Raw genomic sequence first — 22,140 nt, 5'->3', positions numbered from 1 at the left:
TTTTTTAGAGATTTTCAAACCATCCCAATTTCAATTTATGTTATCTGCCAAGATAACTAAATTATCTTTCGTTCGTTTTACAGGCAGACTTCTCAGGCCTGACATTAAGTCAGAAAGAGATTTATAAGAAAGAGGCTATTTTATAATGTTGTAGGAAATTATTCTGGATAAACAAGGTTCTTGTCTTCAATATTCAGCAATACTTCTTCAAGGAATTTGCGTGATTCAAGTTTCGCCATGGGTAGGTCGTGCAACAGGTAGTTGCCACAATCCTTGGGTTGTGCGCCGGGAATCTCGCCCTCATAGTTGGCAATGAAGCTGAAGGTGCGTATCATCAAGTCGACAATGTCGCTGCTTTTCAGGTCGCCATGTATAATAAGGTAGTTGCCAGTGAGGCATCCCATGGGTCCCCAGTAAACGATTTTGTCTTTCCACTGGGCATCATTGCGCAGATAGGTGGCGGCTAAATGCTCGATGGTGTGCAAGGCGCCGATGTGTAACACGGGTTCACGGTTGGGCTCTTTCATGCGAATGTCGAAAGTAGTGATGACTTCAGAGCCGAAAACGTCTTGCCTACTTACATAAATACCACGCAACAATTTGTTGTGGTTGATGGTGAATGAAGGAATCTTGTTCATTTTTTAGTTTTTTAGTTTGTGAGTTTTTTAGTTGATGAGGTGTTAGTTGACGAGGTTTTAGTTGACGAGTTTACGAGTTGATGGCTTTTCTTTGCTTGTGGGTTTTATCGTTGATTCGCCAATAGCAAAAGCTATCAACTCGTGAACTTGTCAACTCGTAAACTTGTCAACTACCCCACTATCTGTATAAACTCTTTGGTGACATGGAACGAATTGTTGGCCAATCGCTCCCAAAAATCATAATACTGTGCCGCGTTTGTATCCTTTAAAGGCACATCACTGATTACTCGGAAGGAGATGAACGGCGTGTGATAAAGATAACAGGCTTGGGCAATGGCGCAACTCTCCATGTCAACAGCCATAGCTGTGGGAAAAGAGGAAAGTATTTGTTGCATCTTCTCTTTGCTGTCAACAAACCAATCGCCACTTACAATGAGGCCGCTGCGAATGTTCGTGCCGCAGTCGATGGCGCACGCCTTACGCAACAATTCGGCAGGAGAGGCGTAACTTGCGGGCATTCCCATGATTTGACCTGCTTCACACTCTTTGCCGCAATAAGCGTCGTGGTAACAACATTGTGTGCTTACAACCACGTCGGTAGGACTTAATGACGCATCTGCACCACCCGCACATCCAGATGATATCACCAAGTTGGGGTGATGATGGTTTATCAATTCCACCGCACCAATGGCAGCATTGACCTTTCCAATGCCACATTGTTGCATCACGATTTCGTGTTGTCCAATGCGTCCCGTGATGACAGACAGATGCTGATGCTGTTGTGTCTGCATGTCTTCGAGCAAGGATTTGAGTTGCGTGAACTCTTTCTCCATGGCCACAATGATACCTATTTTCATGATTGTTGTTTGCTATTTAGCTGCAAAGGTAACAAAAAATGGTTGCACAGGCAGGTGTAAACGGTAAAGTTTTGCTATCTTTGTGCCTAAATCTTAACATAAAACAGCTATTCATGGAAGCTTTGAAGAAATATGGGTTGGATGTCGCCGCCATCGTCTTGTTCGTCTTGATTTCATTCGCTTATTTCGTTCCAGCCAGTCTGGAAGGGCGTATTCTGTTCCAGCATGATGCTTCAGCAGGAAAGGGTCTTGGGCATGAACAAACAGAATATTATCAACGAACGGGTGAACGAACCCGATGGACCAATTCGGTGTTCGGAGGTATGCCCACCTATCAAACGGCTCCGTCGTACAAAAGTACCGATATACTGAGCAAGGTGATGAACGCTTACCACCTGTGGTTGCCCGAAAATGTGTGGTATGTGTTTGCCTATTTGCTGGGCTTCTACATCTTGTTGCGTGCTTTTGATTTCCGCAAAGAGCTGGCTGTTTTGGGTTCTGTCATTTGGGCTTTCTCCAGTTACTTCTTCATTATCATTGCTGCCGGACACATCTGGAAAGTGATGGCCTTGGCCTATCTGCCGCCAATGATAGCTGGCATTGTGCTTAGTTATAGAGGAAAATATCTCTGGGGATTCATCCTGACGGCCTTGTTTACCGCCTTTGAGGTGAAGGCCAATCATGTGCAGATGACCTATTATTATCTGTTCATCATCTTCTTCATGGTTATCGCCTTCTTGGTTCAGGCCGTGAAAGAAAAGCAGTTGGCACGATTTGGCAAAGCATCAGCCGTGTGTATCGCCGCTGCCGCCATTGGTATCTGCATCAACCTGAGCAACCTGTATCATACTTGGGAATACAGTCAAGAGTCGATGCGTGGCAAAAGCGAGCTGGTGAAGCCCAATTCGGCCAACCAAACCAATAGTGGCTTGGAGCGCGACTACATCACCCAATGGAGTTATGGCATTGGTGAAACGTGGACGCTGCTTATACCTAATGCAAAAGGAGGGGCATCTGTTCCGCTCTCAATGAACGAAACCGCCATGAAAAAGGCTGATCCACAGTTCACGGAAATCTATCAACAGATAGGCCAATACTGGGGCGAACAACCCGGAACCAGCGGTCCCGTGTATGTTGGCGCATTTGTCATGATGCTCTTTATCTTGGGACTGTTCATTGTGAAAGGGCCTATGAAGTGGGCTTTGTTGGCAGCTACCATCGTGTCTGTCATGCTGTCATGGGGGAAGAACTTCATGCCGCTTACCAATTTCTTCATCGATTGCGTGCCCATGTATGCCAAATTCCGAACCGTGGCGTCGATATTGGTCATTGCAGAGTTTACCATTCCGCTGTTGGCCGTGATGGCATTGAAGAAAATCATCGACGAACCTGAACTATTGAACAAACGATTAAAATATGTATATGTCAGCTTTGGCCTCACAGCTGGGTTCTGCTTGTTGTTTGCCCTGATGCCAACAGTGTTCTTCTCCGACTATATTTCCACTGCAGAGATGGAGGCTATGAAGAATATTCCTTCCGAATATCAGGGTGCGCTGTTGACAAATCTTCGAGCCATGCGGCAAGCTATCTTCACAACAGATTGCTGGCGTTCGTTTGTGATCATCCTCATTGGTACCTTGTTCCTACTACTTTACAAGGCAAGGAAAATACGTACAGCATGGCTCATCGGTGGTCTTACCCTGTTGTGCTTGGTAGATATGTGGGCTGTCAATAAGCGTTACCTCAACGACAGCATGTTTGTAGAGAAGAGTGTGCGTGAAAATCCTATCGAAATGACACCCACCGACAAGCAAATCCTACAGACCAAAGAGCTTGACTATCGTGTGTTGAATCTCTCAACGAGTACGTTTAACGAGAACGAAACCAGTTATTTCCACAAGAGCATTGGTGGCTATCATCCTGCCAAGTTGCGCCGTTATCAGGAAATGATAGAGGCTTATATCGCTCCTGAAATGCAAAATCTGATGAAAGGAATTATGGATGCACAGGGCGACATGACGCAGTTGAATGGCGATAGCATTTCGCCTGTGCTGAATATGCTCAACACCAAGTTCTTCATCATGCCATTGCAGGGCGGACAAACCGTTCCGCTCAAAAATCCATACGCCTTTGGCAATGCGTGGTTTGTTGATAAATTGACGTATGTGGATAATGCCAATCAGGAAATAGAACGCATCGGAAAGATGAATCTTCGTACTGAGGCCGTGGCTGATAAGAAGTTCAGACAACAACTTGGCGAGGCCGTTGCGCAAGACCATTCGTCGGTAGTAACGCTGCAGAAGTATGAACCCAATCAACTGACTTACGAGGTAGAGTCGAGCAAAGGTGGCGTAGTGGTGTTCTCTGAGATTTATTATCCGGAATGGACGGCCACAGTTGATGGCGAGGAAGTGCCGGTTGGTCGGGTTAATTACATACTTCGTGCCATCCAGGTGAAACCCGGTAAGCATACGGTTGTATTGAGTTTCTTCCCTAAATCGGTCAATCGAACAGAGACCATCGCGTATATTTCCTTTGCTTTGTTGGTGGTACTGATTATCTTGGTATGCTTCAACGAGTTTCGTAAGCGTAAACAGAAGGAAGAAAAGCAAGCGTGATAGTGCTGTTAAGAAGCGCAGCGTTGAAGGAGGATAATATAACTTTGCGACTAAATTTAACGAGATATTCATGGTATCAGTAGAAGGTTTGAAGGTAGAATTTGGTGTGAAACCCTTGTTCCGTGACGTGAGTTTTGTCATCAATGAGCGTGATAGAATTGCATTGGTGGGCAAAAACGGGGCTGGTAAATCTACCTTACTCAAGATTCTCAACGGCCAACAGAAACCTACCTTGGGTGTCGTTTCGGTTCCTAATGACACCACCATTGGTTATCTTCCGCAGGTGATGAAGATAGCCGACGACACAACTGTCAAGGAAGAAACACGAAAGGCTTTTTCTGATAGCATGCGCATGAAGGAACACCTTGAGCACATGCAGAACGAATTGGACAACCGTACCGACTATGAGAGTGCATCGTACATGGAACTGGTGGAGAAGTTTACGCAGGAACATGATCGCTATTTGATGATGGGCGGCGAGAACTATGAGGCCGAAATGGAGCGAACACTCACCGGACTGGGCTTTACTCAGGCCGATTTTGACCGTCCTACGTCCGAGTTCTCTGGTGGTTGGCGCATGCGAATCGAACTGGCGAAGATTTTGTTGCGTCGTCCTGACGTGCTGTTGCTGGACGAACCAACCAACCATCTCGACATTGAGTCGATACAATGGCTGGAACAATTTCTCGCTCAATCAGCCAAAGCAGTGGTGCTGGTTAGTCACGACCGTGCTTTCATCAATAATGTAACCAACCGTACGATAGAGATTACTTGTGGCCACATCGAAGACTATAAAGTTAAATACGATCAATACGTCGTCTTGCGAGCTGAGCGAAGAGAGCAGCAACTGCGTGCCTATGAAAACCAACAAAAAGAAATAGCCGACACAAAAGCTTTCATTGAGCGTTTCCGTTATCAAGCAACCAAGGCCATTCAGGTGCAACAGCGCATCCGTCAACTGGAAAAGATAGAACCCATTGAGGTCGATGAGGTGGATAACAAACGCATGCACTTGAAGTTTCCTCCATGCCTTCGAAGTGGCGATTATCCTATTATTTGTGATGAACTTCGCAAAGATTATGGCTCTCATACGGTGTTCAAAGACGTTACTTTCACCCTTAAACGTGGGGAGAAGGTTGCCTTTGTCGGTAAAAACGGCGAAGGTAAATCTACCTTGGTCAAATGTATCATGGGCGAAATTCCGTATACAGGCACCCTCAAGGTGGGTCACAACGTGCAGATAGGCTATTTCGCACAGAACCAAGCGCAGTTGCTGGATGAGGAACTAACGATTTACGAAACGATTGACCGTGTGGCAACGGGTGACATGCGGTTGAAAATCAACGACCTGTTGGGTGCGTTTATGTTCGGTGGTGAAACGTCTGAGAAGAAGGTTAAGGTGTTATCGGGTGGCGAACGCAGCAGGTTGGCGATGATACGCTTACTCTTGCAACCCGTCAACTTGCTCATTCTTGACGAGCCTACCAACCATTTAGACATGCCATCAAAGGATGTTTTGAAAGAGGCCATACAGGCTTTCGATGGCACGGTGATATTGGTGAGCCACGACCGCGACTTCCTCAACGGCCTGGTGAGCAAGGTTTATGAGTTCGGTGGCGGACAGGTGAAAGAACATCTGGGTGGCATCTACGACTTCATCCGCAGTCATGCGCAGTCGTTGGGTGATGCCGCTGACAACCATAGCATCGACTCTCTTTTGCACACAAACACACAGTCGGGTGCATCACAACCATTGCAAACAGCTTCAAAAGCAGAAAAGAGTGGGGCTGAAGAGTATCTCCAGCGGAAGGAGCAGCAAAAGAAAGTACGCAAACTAAAAAGGAGTATCGAGGAGAGTGAAGCTAAAATCGCTGCTATGGAAAAGCGAATAGCCGAGCTAAACACCATTCTTTCACAACCAGAAAATGCGTCTAACATGGAGTTGGTCACTGAATACACGTCTATTCAACGAGCATTGGATGCGGAAAACGAACGGTGGATGGAGCTTAATGAGAAAATGGAAGAACTTTGAACATTGAACTTTGAACTTTGAACTTTGAACTTTGAGGTTTGAACATTGAACATTGAACTATCAACTTGTTAGCTTGTAAACTCGTAAACTTGTAAACTCGTAAACTATAATACTTTAAAACTTATGAAACATTTATTTCCAATCATGATGTTGATGGTGGCTCCCTCGATGGGAATGGCACAATCAAAATCGGGACTTGTCGAGGCTAATTTTGACAAGTCTGTCCGCCCAGCCGATGATTTTTACCAGTTTGCCACGGGCGGATGGCAGAAGAAACATCCGCTGCCAGCGGCTTATTCGCGCTTTGGCAGCTTCGACCAGTTGGCCGAAGACAACAACAAGCGAATAAATACCATCTTGGGTGAGCTGCAAAAGAAGACGTACAAGAAAGGTACGATGGAGCAAAAGCTGTCCGACTTCTACAAGCTCGCTATGGATGCTGACCGTCGTAACAAGGAGGGCATCAAGCCAGTGAAGCCCTTGTTGGATGAGATGGAAGCCGCCAAAACGAAGAAAGACCTGGAGCAATTGCAATTGAAGTATGCGGCTCAGGGATATGGTGTCTCTTTTGGTTCTTACTTCGCTGCTGACGAGAAGAATGTGACGATGAACATTCTGAACATCAGTCAGAGTGGATTGACATTGGGGCAGAAGGACTATTACCTCAACAACGATGCGGCCACCATTGCCATTCGCGACGAATATAAGAAGCACATCGCACGCATGTTCAACCTCTATGGATTCGATGAGGCTCAGGCGCAGGCAAAGGCGGATGTCATTTTCAAAACCGAAACCGCACTTGCGTTGATTTCAAAGAGCATGACGGAGCTTCGTGACCCACAAGCCAACTACAACAAGATGACCTTGAAAGAGTTCAAGGCCAATTATCCCAACATCAACCTCGAAGGCATGGCTAATGCGGAGGGCGTGAAGAGTGAGTACATTCAGACGATGGTTGTCGGTCAACCGTCATTCCTGGAAGGATATGACAAGCTGTCTGCTGCTGCTACTGCCGACGATTTGCGTGCACTGATGGAGTGGGATGTCATCATGTCGTCATCAAGCTATCTCACCGATGCAATTCGTGAGGCCAACTTCAACTTCTTCGGTAAGACCATGAGTGGCCGCAAGGAGGATTATCCGCTGTGGAAACGTGCCACCAACCAGGTTGAGGCACAGATGGGCGAGGCGCTCGGCAAGATGTATGTAGCCCGTTATTTCCCCGAGAGTTCTAAAAAGAAGATGGAGAACTTGGTGCGCAATCTGCAAATTGCATTGGGCCAACGTATTGATGCACAAACATGGATGAGCGATACAACCAAGGCCGAAGCACATAAGAAGTTGGATAAATTCTATGTGAAGATTGGCTATCCTAACAAGTGGCGCGATTATTCTAAGTTGAACATCGACCCCGCTAAGTCGTTCTATGAGAATGTTATGGCATGTCGCCAGTTCGCACATGAAAATCATATTGCCGAGCGTGCTGGTAAGCCAGTCGACCGTGATGAGTGGTTCATGACGCCGCAAACTGTGAACGCCTATTATAATCCTACCACCAACGAGATTTGTTTCCCAGCGGGAATCCTGCAATATCCGTTCTTCGACCCTAAGGCCGACGAGGCCTTCAACTATGGTGCCATAGGCGTGGTGATTGGTCATGAGATGACGCACGGATTCGATGACCAAGGTCGCCAGTACGATGCCAATGGCAATATGAACGACTGGTGGACTGCCAACGATGCGAAAGGCTTCAACGAGCGAGCCGACATGTATGCCGATTTCTTCTCCAACATCAATGTTTTGCCCGACCTCAAGGCCAATGGACGCTTTACGTTGGGTGAGAACTTGGCCGACCATGGCGGATTGCAGGTTAGTTTCTTGGCTTATAAGAACGCCACGGCGAAGAAGCCTTTGAAGACGAAAGACGGCTTCACGGCCGATCAACGTTTCTTCCTGGCCTATGCAGGCGTGTGGGGACAGAACATCACCGAGCAGGAAATACGTAACCGCGTGAAGCGCGATCCACATGCGTTGGGCAAGTGGCGCGTTAATGGAGCACTACCTCACGTTGACGCTTGGTACGAGGCTTTCAACGTGAAAGAGGGTGACAAGCTCTTCATTCCGAAGAAAGACCGCTTGGACTTGTGGTAATTTTTGCGAATTTTTGAAATCATCATATCCACTCATTTGAGCATCAACTTCTCAAGTGAGTGGATTTTTTCGTGACTGTCGTTCACGATTTCCTTGAACGCAGGTGATTTGTAAGCTACCTGATACCAAAAGATTTCAATGGAATGAAACGCACGGGAACGACTATCTATTGTTTCTTTGTAAACCATTGAATATCAGGAAACTATAAGAATGTATATTGATAGCATTGTCCTTGCTCTGCAAACTCATTGACTTTGGACCACAAACCCATACAGATTGGAGGCCAAACTCTATGACTTTGATGGCTAAACTCTATGACTTTGAAAATGCGGTCAATCTCTCTTATAAAACACTGTCAATGAGAGGTTTATGAAAAGTTGGCTTTTTTACGGGTAGGGTGGTGATGCACAGAGGGGTGCATTAGCCATTCGCCCAGTTATTTGTGGCGTGTGCGCCAGGTTGTGTATGGAATGATTAAGTGGGTGTATGATGGATGAAAGCTGCTGACGTAGCGAATATTCAAGTTCAATCCGTGTGGGCTTTCAGCACGCGGTGGGGCATGCGTCCATGTCCTAACAAGTCGATGGGGCAGCCGAGGTGTTGCTCCAGCTCAACCATCGACAGCTCCGTGTCGGGGTGGTAGTGTACGTTGTGGTTGACACAGGCCACGGCCTTCACGTTTTGCAGGATAGAGCCAATGTCGTGGCTCACGATGATGATGGCGCAATCGCGGTTGATATCGTTGAGCATTTGGTACATTTGTTCTTGGAATTGCCTGTCAATGTAGGTGTTGGGTTCATCCAAAATCAGCACTTCTGGCCGTGCAACGATGGCGCGAGCCAGCAACACGCGCTGCAACTGGCCACCACTCAGGGTGCCGATGGCACGCCGGCGCAGTTCGATGAGCTGCATCCTGGCGAGCGTTTCGTCCACCATGTGGTGGTGCTTGGACGTGAATCGTGAGAACAATTTCTTTTGTCCACTCAGTCCCGACAGTACTACTTCCTGCACCGAGATGGGGAATTTCTTGTCGATGTCGTTGTATTGTGGGAGAAAACCCATGCTGATGTGGTCTGCAAGCGTTCCGTTTCGGTAGAACTTGATTTGTCCCTCGCTCGGCTTTTTCAGGCCAATGATGAGTTGTACAAGGGTAGTTTTGCCACCACCATTCGGTCCGATGATGCCCAGAAAGTCGTGATCGTACACGGTGAGGTTCACGTCTTGCAGAACCGTCTTCTGTCCGTACGCCGCGCTGATGTTTTCTAATTGGATGATGGGTATCATGCGGTTATTTTAGTTTTTTGGCAATACTCACCATTTCTTCGCTCCAGTTGTGGCTCAAGGGGTTGATGGTTATCGTTTCTGCACCCGCCTCTTGGCTGACAATTTTCGTGCTTCTGGTTTCAAATTGCTTCTGCACAAACATCACTTTCACCTTCTTGCTCTTGGCCAACTGGATAGTCTTTTTCAGTTGGGCTGCACTGGGTTCGCGTCCTTCTTCCTCCACTGGAATTTGCAAAAGCTCGTAGTCGCGGGCAAAGTAGGTGAGGGCTGGGTGATCAATGAGAAAAGCTTGCGACTTGTCACGCGTGAGCTGTTCGCGCAGTCGCATGTCGGTAGCCTCGATGGTATCTATCAAAGCTTCGTAATTTCGCCTGTAGGTGGCGCTGTCTCGCTCATTGATACTGACCAACGCTTGGTAGATGTTTCGTGCGATTTGCTTTGCGTTGTTGGTGCTCATCCAGGTATGTGGGTCAGTAACGCCGTGTGAAGAGGGGGCCAATTCAATGCCTTCAGACGAATCGATGATGATGGTATGCGGCGCGTTCTGGCTCAGTTTTTTCATCCATGTGCGCTCAAAGCCAATGTTTCCCACCTTGATGTACAGGTCGCTCTCGGCCAATTTCACCATCTGTTGGGTGGTTGGTTCATAGGTTTCGGGGTTTCCTCCCTGGGGAACCATGGTGTTCACAACAAACTTGTCACCGGCAATTTGTTCGGTGAAATAACGGAGTGGCTCTATGGTCACCGTGATTTTTCGCCTCGTGTCTTGCGGAGTGGTGGTGCAAGATGCGAGAAAGAGTGTGACCGTGAGGAGCAGAAGATATTTTTTTATAAAGCGTGTCATGTATATAATGCTTATAAGATGAGATTCATGCCATAAATGATAAGTAGGTATCTGAATATTTTTCCCAAGGTGAAAGACACGAGGGTGACCCAGATGTTGGCTCTCACCAGTCCTAAGACGATGGCTATGGCGCTGCCAATGATGGGCAGAAAAGCGAAGAAACCTATCCAGGCACCGTAACGGGCCATCAGGCGTTGTGCGCGATCCAGCTTGTCGGGTTTGACATGCAGGTATTTCTCTATCCAGTCTAATCGCCCCAATGTGCCGATAAAATAATTGAACAACGAGCCAATGACGTTTCCAATGGTGCCGTACACAACCAAGGGCCAGGGGTTAAGACCAGCTGCCAACAGACCCGCCATGACGGCTTCGCTGCTGAAAGGAAAGACCGATCCGGCTAAAAGTGAGGCCAAGAACATGCCCACATAGCCGTATTGTATCAAGAGATCTATCAATGTATCCATAGTTGATAACCCGTGATGGTCAGCGTGATGATGAACAGCGTGAGGCAAGTAATGCCCGACAGGCGCGAACCGGTGAACGTGATGTAGTGACCGATAAGTGGTGAAACGCTGACAATGAGTGCAGGTAAGAGGTTGGGTAGATGCGTAGGTTGCAGGATGATGAACACGATGGTGGCTGCCATCATCAACATGAAAGATGAGAAAAACAAGCGAATGCGAATCTTATCCTTTGAGCTGTTGAGAAGAAAATGCAGCATGCCGATGATGCCCAATGCGGAGATAAAGCAGAGGGTCAGCAGGTTCAGTAGGGAAATGCTTTGGAAATCGAAGAGAGGTGCAAAGTCGGTGATGCTGGAAAAGTGGTGGATGAGTGTGTCAACATCGTGTCGATAGACGTAATAACCCCCTACAAACCAATAGGGAGTGATGACAGCCAGTAGCGAAGCCCAGAAGGTTCGCCAGCCCATGCCCATGACGTAAAACCGCAAGATAATCCACCAAATGGGGACAAGGAATAGTATTTGGACAAACCAAATACTGGCCACGCCGATGAAGAAGAACGCATTGAATACGCTGCTGATGGCCGATTTGTCTTGATAGGCGCGGAACATGAACAAATAGGTGAGGGCAAAACAAAGTTGAACGATGCAGGTATCCAGGTGAACGAACAGGGGTAGGGCAGCGACAGAGAGTACAAGATACGAACAAGACAACATGCGACTGTAGGTTCGTATCAAAGTGTGCTGGTTGTTCAGTTCGACCATGGTCAAAGTAGTCATGAGCATCAGTATGAACTGAGGCCACAACTGCTGTTGAAGCAAACCGCCCATGAACCAAATGCCTATCGCATATACCATGGTGATGGGCAGGGCATAACGACTTCCTGCTATTCTGTTTTGTAATCTATGCGTCATGAATCAAACCAAAAGACACTGTAAATGCATTCTCGAGTTAAAGCATCGGTGACGACAGTCGTCAGTACTTGATGGACTGGCCAGCCGGACTTCGTGTGAACGAGCGTAGGCATTTATAGGTCTTTGCCGATGTCTTTTCGGAAATATACGTCTTGAAAATCAATCTTTTTTGCTGCTGCAAAACTCTTATTTAGTGCCTCGTCTTTATCTTTTCCGTATGAACAAACGGCCAAAACCCTGCCACCGGCCGTTACAACCTGCCCATCTTTCACCGCCGTTCCGCTGTGAAAGATAATGCTGTCTTTTACAGTTTCGAGTCCAGAGATAGGATATCCCTTGGTATAGGCTTGCGGATAGCCGCCGCTGACGAGCATGACGCACACGGCTGCGCGTTCGTCAAAGGTGACAACACGCTTGTCTAAGTTGCCTTCCGCAATGCCCTCGAATAAGTCAACGATGTCACTTTTCAGTCGCAGCATCACGCTTTCGGTCTCTGGATCGCCCATTCTACAGTTATATTCTATCACCATGGGGTCGCCTTTTACATTGATTAAGCCAAAGAAGATAAAGCCTTTGTAGTCAACACCTTCTTCAGATAGTCCCTTTATCGTTGGTTGAATGATTCGTTCCTCCACTTTCTTCATCCAGTCATTATCTGCGAATGGGACGGGTGAGACGCTGCCCATGCCACCTGTATTCAGTCCCATATCGCCTTCACCAATACGTTTGTAATCCTTTGCTTCTGGCAAAATTTGATAATGTTTGCCATCGGTTAAGACGAAAACGGAACACTCTATTCCACTTAAATATTCCTCTATAACGACTCGTGCCGACGCTTTTCCGAACATCCCCCCTAACATTTCCTTTAATTCTCGTTGTGCTTCTGCCAACGTAGGGAGTATTAAAACGCCCTTGCCAGCACATAGTCCGTCGGCTTTCAGCACATAGGGAGCCTCTAAAGTCTCCAAGAAGCGAAGTCCTTCATTTAATGTCTCGTCCGTAAAGGTATGGTATCGGGCGGTTGGGATGTGGTGACGCTGCATGAAAGCCTTAGCAAAATCCTTGCTGCCTTCCAGTTTTGCCCCTTCTTTCGATGGACCTATAACCACGGTATCTTTGGTTCGAGGGTCATTTTTCAACGCATCGTAGATGCCATTCACCAGTGGATCTTCGGGTCCAACGACAACCATGTCAATCTTTTGGGTGCATATAAAATCTTTGATGGCATCGAAATCATTCACCTGAATGTCGACGTTGGTGCCTACTTCACTTGTTCCAGCGTTGCCGGGAGCGATGAATAGTTGGGTTACTCGTTTGCTTTGTGCTATTTTCCAGCCCAAGGCGTGTTCTCTTCCGCCACTTCCTAATAATAATATCTTCATGTGTATGTTTCCTTTTTTATTTCAGATAATCCTTAAAGTACTGTGTAATCCGTTCGTGGAGGTGAACACTTTGGTGTCCTCTCATATTGTGTGGTTCACCCGGATAGACGAAGAAATCGGGTTGTGTGCCTTGCTTGATACATTCAGCGATGAACGACAAGCAGTGTTGTGCCACTACCGTCTTGTCGTTAGTGCCTTGAATAATTTGTAACTTGCCTTTCAGATTCTTGGCTTGTGGTATCAAGGAAGTCTTGCTGTAGCCTTCAGGATTGGCTTGTGGAGTGTCCATATAGCGCTCTCCATACATCACTTCGTACCATTTCCAATCAATAACAGGACCGCCAGCCACACCCACTTTGAAGGTTTCGGGATAGTTCGTCATCAGCGAAATGGTCATAAAACCGCCGAAACTCCAACCATGTACTCCTATTCTGTCAGCATCTACGTATGGTAAAGTCTTCACATATTCGATGCCCTTCATTTGGTCTTGCATCTCTATCTGACCTAATTGGCGGAATGTTGCTTGTTCAAAATCCCTTCCTCGGCGTTCACTTCCTCTGTTATCGAGTATGAGGAGGATGTATCCCTTCTGTGCCATGTAGGTTTCCCAACTACGAGAAGCGTAATGCCAACGTGCATCTACGTTGTGTGCATGAGGTCCTCCGTACACATAAAGCACTAAAGGATATTTCTTGTTTTCATCAAAGTTGGCTGGTTTCACCATGCGATAGTACAAGTCGGTCGTGCCGTCAGCAGCTTTGATGGTACCACATGTATAGGTTGGCACCTGATATTCTTTCCACGGGTCAGCCGCTTCAAAGTACTGGGTGCGCTTACCGTTGGCAGTGTTGATAATTTCTATGTTGCGTGGAACGGTGGGTTCGCTGTACTTATCTACGATAAATGTTCCGGAAGGAGATAATGACGGACTGTGATAGCCACGCCCGTTGTCCAACAATCTGCGCTTTCCAGTCTTGACATTTATGGTGTATGTGTTGGTTTGCAGTGCATGCTTTTCGGTAGAAGTATAGACAATCGACTTGTCTTTTGTATTGAATCCTATCACGTCCAACACCACCCATTTGCCTTTGGTAAGCTGCTTGACCAACTTACCATTAGTTTGGTATAGGTACAAATGGTTGTAACCATCACGTTGGCTTTGCATAATGAAGAGGTTGTTGTCCCAAGGCAAGAATGTAATAGGGTGCTGTGGCTCTACATATTTATCGTGCGTCTCTCGGTAAAGTTCAGCGATCTTTTTGCCTGTTTGTGCATCGTAGCTCACCAACCGACAGTCATTTTGATCCCTATTCAGCTCAAACATATAGATAATCTTGCTGTCTGGACTCCATGAAATGTTGGTAAAATATCGATCGGTGGGGTCACCAGCCTGCAAAGTAACCGTCTTTTTCGTGGTTAAATCATACACTAACACCGTTACCTTGTGACTTGTTTCGCCTGCCATGGGGTATTTGTCGGGCTCGCATTTTGCTATTCTGTCGAAGATGTTTACCTGCGGATAGTCAGCTACCATGCTCTGATCCATGCGATAGAATGCCAATTTCTGTCCATTGGGTGCCCAAAACATACCTTTGTGTATGCCAAATTCGTCACGATGTACGCTTTGACCATACACGATTTCCCTGCTTCCATCGGTCGTCAACTGGGTGTCATTGCCATCCGCAGTGCGTATATGGAGTTGCTGACTTTTAGGTTCTATATACGAAGTAGCCTTGGAGTTGGCATTCCATTCGGCCACCTCGCCCTCGTCAGCAGTGTTTATGCACCATTCAGTCTTCTTCGTTTTCCAGTTGTACAAACGCATGTTTTCCCCATTCCGCAGCAGTACCAACGGCTTGCGAGGGTAAGGAAACGAGGCACTAAACAGGTTTTTAACTTGGCTGGAGCAGTCGCTTACCGCGTATTTGTTTATTTCGTCCAGCGTGAACAAGATGCGCTCTTTGCCCGTTTTCTTGTTGATGACGCTGCATTGGTTGGCCTCTGTGCGAATCAGTTCATCGCCCCACCAGGTTGTGTAGCGGTTCTCTGGAACGAACTGGCGGTAGTTTTTCCCGCCAAAATTCAACTCTTCGAGCGTAAATTGCTTTTGTGCCATCATCTGTTGTCCACCTACGAATAGGGCAATGAGGGTAAGAAAACTGAACCAAGTTTTATTCATAATCGTCTATTTGATAATTCTTTCTTCCATGCTCTTTGCCACCTCGCTTGCCAAATGACCGTCCACGTCCGTCTTTGTCAAAGCGTTTCTTGCCTTTGTAGTCAGGCCTATCGTTACTATCATACGAGCGGTCGTTGCGGCGGTTTCCGCCTTTTTTTCGCTCATCTCGCTCCTGTACTCGTTCCAAAGAATGAAATTTGAACGAGCGGATATCAGCAATTTCGTTCTCTTCGTTTTCTTCTAAGCGTTTCTTGAACTCACGATTTTTCTTGAAGCGATGCTTTTCAGCCATCTCCTTCTTTTCCGCTTCCGTCTTGATGATGCCTCCTTCGGCACGAAATTCCTTCATCTTTCCGTCGAAGATGGCATATTTTCTAAACTCACATTCAAGGCTTCCGTTGTACACAGGTATCTTGATGGATGGTTTCAAACCAATCTGTTCAAAACACTCTTCACGGTAACTCAATATCCAAGCATCATTGCCCATGAACTCATGTTTCAGTCGTTCGCCAATCATCTTGTAGGTTCCGAGCAAATTAGGCGTGGAGATACGCTCGCCGTATGGCGGATTGGTAATGAGAATACTGGGTTCTTGGGGCTTCTTAAAGTTCTTAAAATCAGCCTGTTCTATCGTGATGTCTTTGGTTAGTCCCGCCGCTTTAACATTCAGTCGAGCCGTGTTCACCGCTTTCATGTCGATGTCATAGCCATAAATATGGTGCGTGAACTCGCTCTCTTGCGACTCGTCATTATAAATACGGTCGAACAACTCTTGGTCAAAATCGGGCCATTTCTCGAATGCAAACTCCTTTCTAAAGATGCCAGGACTCATATTTCGGGCAATCAGCGCCGCTTCTATCAACAACGTACCACTACCACACATGGGGTCAATAAAGTCGGTTTCGCCTTTCCAGTCTGTCATCAAGATCATTCCGGCAGCCAACACCTCGTTCAAAGGAGCTTCCACAGATTCCTGTCGGTAGCCTCTTCGGTGCAGCGACTCACCACTGGAATCCAAACATAGCGTTGCATCTTCCTCGGCGATGTGTATGTGTAGGCGGATGTCAGGATTACTCACCGAGATATTCGGACGTGTTCCTGTCTTTTCTCTGAATTGGTCTACGATGGCATCCTTCACCTTGTAGGTCACGAATCTGGAATTTCTGAACTCTTCAGAATAAACCACCGAGTCGACAGAGAATGTCTTTCCTTTTTCTATGTACTGGCTCCAGTCTACCGTCTTGATTTCATCATACACCTCTTCAGCAGAGCGAGCCTTGAAGTGCTTGATGGGTTTTAGAATACGAATGGCCGTGTGGAGTTGGAAATTGGCGCGGTACATCATTTCCTGATCACCAGTAAATGACACCATTCTGCGTCCTATTTGTACATTGTTTGCACCCAGTTGGGTCAGCTCTTGTGCCAAAACGGGTTCCAAGCCCATGAAAGTTTTGGCGATGAGTTCAAATTCCATTTGATTGAATTGATAAATAATAGTTGTATTAAAATAATGAAAACTTAATTCTTGTTGTATTTCTTTGTGTCGGGAGCCAGGTCTTCTGTCACCCAAACATTAGCGCCAATGACGCTTCCCTTACCGATGGTAACTCTGCCTAAGATGGTGGCATTGGCATAGATGATGACGTTGTCTTCAATGATGGGATGACGTGGAATGCCCTTGACTGGGTTTCCACGTTCGTCTAACGGAAAGCTTTTAGCGCCCAGGGTTACCCCTTGGTATATTTTCACGTTGTCGCCAATCGTGCAAGTGGCACCAATAACGACACCTGTACCATGATCAATGGTGAAGTATCGGCCTATGTGTGCACCCGGATGAATGTCGATTCCAGTTTCCGAATGAGCCAACTCTGTCATCATTCTGGGTATCAGCGGAACATTGAGTAGATAGAGTTCGTGTGCGATGCGATAGTTTGCCAATGTTTTGATGATAGGGTAGCACGCTATAATCTCAGCCCGGCTTTCAGACGCAGGGTCACCATTGTAAGCTGCGATGACGTCTGTTGAGAGTTTTTCACGTATTTCAGGTAGTTTCTTGATCAACTTGAACGACAAATCCCTGGCCATCTTTTTCTGTTCGTCTGCTTCCAACTCGCTCAACGTAGTCTCGCAGTCTTCACAGAAACGGAGTCCAGCTAATATTTGATCTTCCAGCAAGCGTTGAAGTCGCTCTACGTTTACACCTATATAATATTGTATTGTTTGAATGTTCACCGATGCTTTTCCATAATATCCAGGAAAAAGAATGGCTCTTGACAAGTCTATGATTTCTTGCAGTGTTTTACCAGATGGGAGAGGGTATCCATCACGCTGCCGATGGCACAAGTTGTTGAGTGATTCTGGTTGGGACAGCAGTTCAACCGTGCTTGTCAACGCATGAGTCAAATTATCTTTACTCATCTCTATGTAATGTCTCAATATTAAGGTACAAAGGTACAATTTTTAAATTGAAAACAACCAGTAGCGATGCATAAATTTAATTATTTTCGATTGTAATACGATTGTAACATGTGTTTAAAAGTCTTGTAATATAACTCCGCTATTTTTGCTCACAAAATCAGTAGGCGCTATGCCAGACTGTACTTTGATTATTAATAATAAAACCATATCAATGTTAACAATTTATTTGTGCATCGTCATTTTTCTGCTTTCTTTGGCAGTTTTTGACTTATTTGTAGGTGTCTCTAACGATGCTGTCAACTTCTTACAATCGGCTGTGGGAGCCAAGGTAGCCAAGTTTCGCACCATCCTCATCATTGCTTCCTTTGGTGTTGTCCTGGGTGCGGTCATGTCATCGGGCATGATGGATGTGGCTCGGCATGGCATCATGAATCCAGCTCAGTTTAGTTTCCATGAGGTCATGATTATTTTCCTGTCCGTCATGGTAACAGACGTCATTGTCTTGGATATCTTCAATCGTTTGGGAATGCCTACCTCCACCACGGTATCCATGGTTTTCGAGCTGTTGGGTGCCACCTTCATGTTGGCCATTATCAAGATGGCGGCCGACTCTTCTCTCGGATTCAGTGACTTGCTGAACACAGAGCAGGCCTTAAAAGTGATTATTGCCATCTTTGTGAGTGTCGCCATTGCTTTCGTCTTTGGTGTCATCGTACAATATATAACGCGTATCATTTTCACTTTCAATTACAAGAAAAACATGCGTTATACCATCGCCATTTTTGGTGGCATCGCATTCACAGCTTTGGCTTACTTCATCTTTATGAAAGGTGTGGGAAACTCTCCTTATATATCAGAAAGCATACGGCAATTCATCAACGACCATATCGGTATGTTGCTTGTTTATACCTTTATCGGCTCGGCCATCCTCATGCAGTTCATGCATCTCATGGGAGTGAACATCTTCAAGTTCGTGGTGTTGATGGGAACGTTTGCCTTGGCGATGGCATTTGCCGGCAACGACTTGGTTAACTTCATCGGTGTTCCGCTTGCAGGCCTTGATTCGTATCAAACTTATTTAGCGCAGGGTAACGGCACTGCACCCACGTCTTTCTTGATGACCAGTTTGGTTGAGAGTGCCAAAACCCCTCCATTTTATTTAATGTTAGCAGGCGTCATCATGATTATAGCCATGGCCACATCAAAGAAAGCTCATCGTGTCATCAAGACTTCGGTTGATTTGGCACGACAAGACGAGGGTGACGAGATGTTTGGATCGAGTGGTGCCGCACGCAGTATCGTACGCTTCACACAAAATACCAACTCGTATGTCATGAAAATCATTCCTAATCGAATCATCGATTGGATAAACAGCCGATTTGATCACCGGGCCGCATCTTTAGATGATGGTGCTGCTTACGATGTGGTTCGGGCAGCGGTTAACTTGGTTTTGGCTTCCATGCTGATCACCTTTGGTACCAACTACAAGTTGCCATTATCTACCACCTATGTTACTTTCATGGTTGCCATGGGTACCAGCTTGGCCGATCGGGCATGGAGTCGCGAAAGTGCCGTGTTCCGTGTAACGGGCGTGTTGTCTGTCATCGGCGGTTGGTTTATCACGGCTGGTGTTGCATTTCTTTGCTCCGCAGTGGTAGCCTTGCTAATGTTCTATGGAGGTATTTTGGTACAAGCGGCCTTCATCGCTTTAGTGGTATATTGTTTATTCAGAGGGTCGAAGGATAGGTCGGACGGCGGATCGGGCAAAGATGATACTTACCGATTGATGATGCGCACGCATGATCCGGTTATCCTTTGGGATTTGTTGAGCAAACATGTCAGTCGTACACAAAGTTACATGACACGTTTTGCCAACGAACAATACAATGCCATCTTGGACGGATTTATCAATGACAAGCCAAGTGTGCTGAGGCACAGTCTGAGTGCGCTGCGCAATGAGAAAACATCTCTCACGAAATACCGTCGACAAGAGCTGATGGCTCTTCGCAAGGCACCTGCCGACCTCGCCATTGAGCGCAACACCTGGTTCCATGTGGGCATGAACGCGTCACAGCAATACATCTATGGGTTGCGCCGCATGCTTGAGCCTATCAAAGAACATGTTGACAACAATTTTACTCCTATCACGCAGCGTCTTATTGACGAATATCAACCCATCCGTCTGAAAATCACCGACTTTTTAACCCAAGCCGAAAACTTCATTGCAACAGGTAGGTTTGAAAACTATCGGGAGTTGTTGGATAAGGCCGAACAGTTTGAAACAGAGTTGAGCGATTATCGCAAGAAGCATATCGATCGTATACAGATGGCACCGGACAACGAGACCTTCCAATTGTCGCTTGTCTATCTCAATCTGCTCCAAGAGAGCGAACTACTGATTAGCAGTATGCGTCATCAGCTCAGGGCTGCCAAGAAGTTTAAGGAATAAAGGCTTATGTAACAACGAATGGAACAGATGAACCAACATCATCCAATGAACAAGGATGTTTGATGGGTTTAATTCGTTGTTAAACAGTCATTTAACAAGAAATAATAGGAAAGTGCATTGAGTGGTAATACCATGCTTTGCACTTTCCTTTTTTCTTACTTTTGCTTTCCGTTTCCAATCTCCATGGCTTTGGAGCCCAAAGTCATTGACTTTACAGGCCAATCTCCATGACTTTAAAGCCCAAAGTCAATGAGTTTGGAAGCCGCAAGTTTTGCCCTAAAATCGTTGTCAATAATTCAAGAAACTCAATGATGTTGGCACAATAAAAAATCCCCTCGCCATTCATGTGCTGAAAGTCATGATAGGCGAGGGGATGAACTTGTTATTTATGTTGTTTAAGTGCTAATCGAAGCGTTGCATCATTCCTTAAATGGAAGCGGTTTGCCAATGCTGCCGTTCGGCACTTGTATCTTCAAAAGGTTGCAGATGGTGGGTGCAATGTCGTTGATGGTCGCTTCGTACGCGCTTCTGCCATGTGGAATTCCCCAGCCGTAAAGTACAAATGGGATGTGCGAATCGTAGGGATTCCATACTCCGTGCGTGGTTCCTTGGTGAGGAGCCGTGCCTGCATGCTCGTAATGAGCGGGCGAAAGTACCACCTCCATGTCGCCGCTTCTCTGGGCGTTATACCCATTGCGCATCATGTTTTTCAGTCGGGCGGGCATGGATAGATTCTCTAAATTCTCGTAATCAACCACGAATTCAATCTTCGTGTCTTGTTTCAAGAATGCCGCAATCTCGTCTTTTACCTTCTGGATATCGAGGTTCGATTGGCCAATCGTTTCATGATCAAGATAGATACGGTATTCAATGTAGTCTTTAACTAATGGTTTGGCGGCTCCGAATTTGGATGAGAGATGTTCGTTGAGAGCCTTCATGGTTGCGCGAGCATCCCATGTTCCGGCCTGAATTTTGTGTGCGCGGAGGTAATCTGTGTTATGCGAAGCTCCGTGATCGGCCGTGAGGAACAGCAGGTAGTTGCCTTTTCCCACCTTTTCGTCCAACTTGTTGAGCAGTTTGCCCAACTCCTTATCCAGGTTGAGGTATATCGCATCGGTTTGTTTACTTCTCACACCGTATTTGTGACCCACATAGTCGGTCGACGAAAAGCTCATGGCCAGGAAGTCGGTTTCATCGCCTTGCCCCAGTTTTTCGTTGTCCAAAACCTCCATGGCCAGACGCACCAGGATGGAATTTCCTTCTGGATCGGTGCGCATGTCGCGTTTAATGATGTCGTAATTCTTCTTATTGAAGGCTTTCAACCATGCGGGAAGCTCGTTCATGTAGTAAGTGCTGGTGATGAAAGAACCGGCCGATACATCCATCCAATAGGCCGCATTGGCCGTATGTCCGCCGGGCATGATGGCGCTACGGTCTTTGATGGAGATAGAAATGGTGCGCGACCTGAAATCGCTGGCCAGTCGTAAAGCGTCGGTCATTGTTGTCACTTTGAGGTTGCGGGGCGACATCTTGCCAGCCTTCGACTGACTTCCTACGCTGTTAACGGTATTGTCGTCGGCGCAATAGACGCGCTGGCCTTTGATGTAAAAGTTGTTGCCGGCAATGCCAGAAATGGCGGGTACCGAGCCTGTATAAACGTGCGTGTGGCCTGCGCAGGTAACGGTAGGGGTGTAATTGATGTTGAGGTTGTCGAAACTGAAGCCGCCATTCATCAGTCGGTTGAAGCCATCTTGCCCAAATCGGCTTTCATAATAGGGCAGATAGTCCCACCTCATTTGGTCTACGATGATGCCTACTACTAGTTTTGGTTTCTTGGGTTGAGCCATCACGAGGAGTGATGAGCATACCAAGAGCGTGCAAAGTGTAAAAAACTTTTTCATTTCTTTCTA

At 46.6% G+C, this 22,140-nt stretch carries 15 protein-coding genes; 4 read left to right on the top strand and 11 right to left on the bottom strand.

Translation table 11 applies throughout. The features are described from left to right. Window positions 1–158 precede the first annotated feature (158 nt). Both HMPREF0650_RS09970 and HMPREF0650_RS09965 read right to left on the bottom strand, forming a co-directional pair. Window positions 159–638, bottom strand: coding sequence for an S-ribosylhomocysteine lyase (locus HMPREF0650_RS09970; RefSeq protein ID WP_004350518.1), 480 nt, complete (start codon window positions 636–638; stop codon window positions 159–161). Window positions 639–808: 170 nt separating this feature from the next. Next, window positions 809–1,495, bottom strand: coding sequence for a 5'-methylthioadenosine/adenosylhomocysteine nucleosidase (locus HMPREF0650_RS09965; protein ID WP_004350517.1), 687 nt, complete (start codon window positions 1,493–1,495; stop codon window positions 809–811). A gap of 113 nt (window positions 1,496–1,608) precedes the next feature. On the opposite strand from HMPREF0650_RS09965, the gene HMPREF0650_RS09960 reads away from it, so the two are divergent. From HMPREF0650_RS09960 to HMPREF0650_RS09950, 3 genes are all read left to right on the top strand, one after another. Beyond that, the gene (locus HMPREF0650_RS09960; protein ID WP_004350516.1) at window positions 1,609–4,113 is read left to right on the top strand and encodes a YfhO family protein; all 2,505 of its coding nucleotides are present in this window, start codon (window positions 1,609–1,611) and stop codon (window positions 4,111–4,113) included. A gap of 70 nt (window positions 4,114–4,183) precedes the next feature. Further along, entirely contained in the window at window positions 4,184–6,145 is a 1,962-nt protein-coding gene (locus tag HMPREF0650_RS09955) for an ABC-F family ATP-binding cassette domain-containing protein (RefSeq protein ID WP_004350515.1), read from the top strand. 123 nt (window positions 6,146–6,268) lie between these two features. Beyond that, window positions 6,269–8,296: a M13 family metallopeptidase gene (locus HMPREF0650_RS09950; protein WP_040563129.1), complete on the top strand. Its 2,028-nt coding sequence runs from the start codon at window positions 6,269–6,271 to the stop codon at window positions 8,294–8,296. Between the two features lie 525 nt (window positions 8,297–8,821). Here the strand turns inward: HMPREF0650_RS09950 and HMPREF0650_RS09945 are convergent. The 8 genes from HMPREF0650_RS09945 to epsC all read right to left on the bottom strand — a co-directional run bounded on the left by HMPREF0650_RS09945 (window position 8,822) and on the right by epsC (window position 17,781). Further along, window positions 8,822–9,580 (bottom strand): metal ABC transporter ATP-binding protein, encoded by a 759-nt coding sequence (locus HMPREF0650_RS09945; protein ID WP_004350513.1) that lies wholly within the window; start codon window positions 9,578–9,580, stop codon window positions 8,822–8,824. A 4-nt stretch (window positions 9,581–9,584) separates the two neighbouring features. Then, window positions 9,585–10,424 (bottom strand): metal ABC transporter solute-binding protein, Zn/Mn family, encoded by an 840-nt coding sequence (locus tag HMPREF0650_RS09940; RefSeq protein ID WP_004350512.1) that lies wholly within the window; start codon window positions 10,422–10,424, stop codon window positions 9,585–9,587. Window positions 10,425–10,435: 11 nt separating this feature from the next. After that, a complete protein-coding gene (locus tag HMPREF0650_RS09935; RefSeq protein ID WP_004350511.1) occupies window positions 10,436–10,888 on the bottom strand; it encodes a YqaA family protein in 453 nt (150 codons plus the stop codon). After that, on the bottom strand, window positions 10,876–11,802 hold the full coding sequence (locus HMPREF0650_RS09930; protein ID WP_004350510.1) for a hypothetical protein: 927 nt from the start codon (window positions 11,800–11,802) through the stop codon (window positions 10,876–10,878). Before HMPREF0650_RS09930 ends, HMPREF0650_RS09935 begins: the two co-directional genes overlap by 13 nt. Window positions 11,803–11,915: 113 nt before the next feature. Further along, entirely contained in the window at window positions 11,916–13,184 is a 1,269-nt protein-coding gene (gene purD / locus HMPREF0650_RS09925) for a phosphoribosylamine--glycine ligase (RefSeq protein ID WP_004350509.1), read from the bottom strand. A gap of 16 nt (window positions 13,185–13,200) precedes the next feature. Further along, window positions 13,201–15,363 carry a S9 family peptidase gene (locus HMPREF0650_RS09920; RefSeq protein WP_004350507.1) on the bottom strand — a complete coding sequence of 721 codons (2,163 nt, stop codon included), beginning with the start codon at window positions 15,361–15,363 and terminating at the stop codon, window positions 13,201–13,203. Further along, a complete protein-coding gene (locus HMPREF0650_RS09915; protein ID WP_004350506.1) occupies window positions 15,356–16,837 on the bottom strand; it encodes a THUMP domain-containing class I SAM-dependent RNA methyltransferase in 1,482 nt (493 codons plus the stop codon). The genes HMPREF0650_RS09920 and HMPREF0650_RS09915 overlap by 8 nt, the downstream gene beginning before the upstream one ends. Before the next feature lie 44 nt (window positions 16,838–16,881). Further along, window positions 16,882–17,781 (bottom strand): serine O-acetyltransferase EpsC, encoded by a 900-nt coding sequence (epsC, locus tag HMPREF0650_RS09910; protein WP_004350505.1) that lies wholly within the window; start codon window positions 17,779–17,781, stop codon window positions 16,882–16,884. A 211-nt stretch (window positions 17,782–17,992) separates the two neighbouring features. On the opposite strand from epsC, the gene HMPREF0650_RS09905 reads away from it, so the two are divergent. After that, entirely contained in the window at window positions 17,993–20,230 is a 2,238-nt protein-coding gene (locus HMPREF0650_RS09905) for an inorganic phosphate transporter (protein WP_004350504.1), read from the top strand. Window positions 20,231–20,649: 419 nt separating this feature from the next. Here the strand turns inward: HMPREF0650_RS09905 and HMPREF0650_RS09900 are convergent, their stop codons facing one another. Continuing rightward, window positions 20,650–22,131 carry an alkaline phosphatase family protein gene (locus HMPREF0650_RS09900; protein WP_004350503.1) on the bottom strand — a complete coding sequence of 494 codons (1,482 nt, stop codon included), beginning with the start codon at window positions 22,129–22,131 and terminating at the stop codon, window positions 20,650–20,652. Between the last annotated feature and the right edge of the window lie 9 nt (window positions 22,132–22,140).

It is taken from the genome of Hoylesella buccalis ATCC 35310 (assembly GCF_000177075.1).
GTDB classification, from domain to species: domain Bacteria; phylum Bacteroidota; class Bacteroidia; order Bacteroidales; family Bacteroidaceae; genus Prevotella; species Prevotella buccalis.
The sequence above is the reverse complement of the archived record's forward strand: the minus strand, read 5'-3'. Positions and strand labels throughout refer to the sequence as shown.